Origin of the sequence: Winogradskyella psychrotolerans, assembly GCF_018860565.1 — a bacterium.
Taxonomy (GTDB): domain Bacteria; phylum Bacteroidota; class Bacteroidia; order Flavobacteriales; family Flavobacteriaceae; genus Winogradskyella; species Winogradskyella damuponensis.
Map to the genome: position 1 here is coordinate 1 of NZ_JAHKPS010000026.1, position 2500 is coordinate 2500.

Genomic DNA, 2500 nt, shown 5'->3' on the forward strand with positions numbered 1-2500 from the left:
TTTACTTCAAGATAGATTCCAAAACAAAAAACCCTTACTAGATATCTAGTAAGGGTTTTCAAAAAAGGCGGCGACCTACTCTTCCACAGTAAAGCAGTACCATCGGCGCAAACGGGCTTAACTACTCTGTTCGGAATGGTAAGAGGTGAGCCCCGTCGCTATAACCACCTTAAGTTTTTATCTTGAACATGGTTCAAGACCTTGGCTGTTATAAATAATCAACACTAATATTGTTGACATATTGAAAAAAAGACATGATTTTGTAAGTAAACTTTAATAAAAAAACAGACTTGCTCAGCAATCATTACTGGTCACTGAGCAAAGTCGAAGTGACAATAAACCTATGGGTTATTAGTACTACTCGGCTATGACATTACTGCCTTTACACCTATAGCCTATCAACGTGGTCATCTTCCACGACCCTTTAAAGAAATCTCATCTTGTGGTGGGTTTCGCGCTTATATGCTTTCAGCGCTTATCCCTTCCGAACGTAGCTACCCTGCAATGCTCCTGGCGGAACAACAGGTACACCAGAGGTTCGTCCAACTCGGTCCTCTCGTACTAGAGTCAGATCCACTCAAATTTCTAACGCCCACAGTAGATAGAGACCGAACTGTCTCACGACGTTCTGAACCCAGCTCGCGTGCCACTTTAATGGGCGAACAGCCCAACCCTTGGGACCTTCTCCAGCCCCAGGATGTGACGAGCCGACATCGAGGTGCCAAACCCCCCCGTCGATATGAGCTCTTGGGGGAGATCAGCCTGTTATCCCCGGAGTACCTTTTATCCTTTGAGCGATGGCCCTTCCATACGGAACCACCGGATCACTATGCTCTACTTTCGTACCTGATCGACCTGTATGTCTCTCAGTCAAGCTCCCTTATGCCATTGCACTCTACGCACGGTTACCAAGCGTGCTGAGGGAACCTTTAGAAGCCTCCGTTACTCTTTTGGAGGCGACCACCCCAGTCAAACTACCCACCAAGCACTGTCCCTGGTTAGAGGTTAGACTCTAGATAAGCAAAGGGTGGTATTTCAACAATGACTCCACAACGCCTAGCGACGCCACTTCAAAGTCTCCCACCTATCCTACACATTACTTATCCAAAGCCAATACTAAGCTATAGTAAAGGTTCACGGGGTCTTTTCGTCCCACTGCGGGTAATCGGCATCTTCACCGATACTACAATTTCACCGAGCTCATGGCTGAGACAGTGTCCAGATCGTTACACCATTCGTGCAGGTCGGAACTTACCCGACAAGGAATTTCGCTACCTTAGGACCGTTATAGTTACGGCCGCCGTTTACTGGGGCTTCATTTGAGATCTTCGAAGTAAACTTCTAAACCCTCCACTTAACCTTCCAGCACCGGGCAGGTGTCAGGCCCTATACATCATCTTTCGATTTAGCAGAGCCCTGTGTTTTTGATAAACAGTCGCCTGGACTTTTTCACTGCGGCCCCCCCAGAGGGGGGCGACGCTTCTCCCGAAGTTACGCGTCAATTTTGCCTAGTTCCTTAGCCATGAATCTCTCGAGCACCTTAGAATTCTCATCCCAACTACCTGTGTCGGTTTAGGGTACGGGCTGCTTCACTCGCTTTTCTTGGAAGTCGATTTGCTAGATTATCACCTTGACCGTAGTCTCAGTGTACTATCGCGGTATTACTACTCGCTTCAACGTACTATTCCGTCAGTACGCACTAACTTTTCGCCTCCGTCACTTTTAGTGTGAGCAGGTACAGGAATATTAACCTGTTGTCCATCCACTACCCCTTTCGGGTTCGCGTTAGGTCCCGACTAACCCTCAGCTGATTAGCATAGCTGAGGAAACCTTAGTCTTTCGGTGTGCGGGTTTCTCGCCCGCATTATCGTTACTTATGCCTACATTTTCTTTTGTAGCTTCTCCAGCATGCCTCACAGCACACCTTCGACGACACTACAATGCTCCCCTACCACTTTTACAAGTCCATAGCTTCGGTAATATGTTTATGCCCGATTATTATCCATGCCGAACCGCTCGACTAGTGAGCTGTTACGCACTCTTTAAATGAATGGCTGCTTCCAAGCCAACATCCTAGCTGTCTAAGCAGTTCAACCTCGTTTATTCAACTTAACATATATTTGGGGACCTTAGCTGATGGTCTGGGTTCTTTCCCTCTCGGACATGGACCTTAGCACCCATGCCCTCACTGCTGATTAACATTTTATAGCATTCGGAGTTTGTCAGGAATTGGTAGGCGGTGAAGCCCCCGCATCCAATCAGTAGCTCTACCTCTATAAAACTATAAATCAACGCTGCACCTAAATGCATTTCGGGGAGTACGAGCTATTTCCGAGTTTGATTGGCCTTTCACCCCTACCCACAGGTCATCCGAACACTTTTCAACGTATATCGGTTCGGGCCTCCACTGTGTGTTACCACAGCTTCACCCTGCCCATGGGTAGATCACACGGTTTCGCGTCTACCACTACTAACTAAAGCGCCCTATTCAGACTCGCTT

The 2500-nt window shown here is 47.6% G+C and carries 2 rRNA genes (1 of these 2 cut by a window edge); both read right to left on the reverse strand.

The features are described from left to right. Positions 1-62: 62 nt before the first annotated feature. A 5S ribosomal RNA gene (gene rrf / locus KO504_RS13810) occupies positions 63-172 on the reverse strand. Positions 173-331: 159 nt separating this feature from the next. Beyond that, a 23S ribosomal RNA gene (locus KO504_RS13815) occupies positions 332-2500 on the reverse strand; it runs 656 nt beyond the window's last position.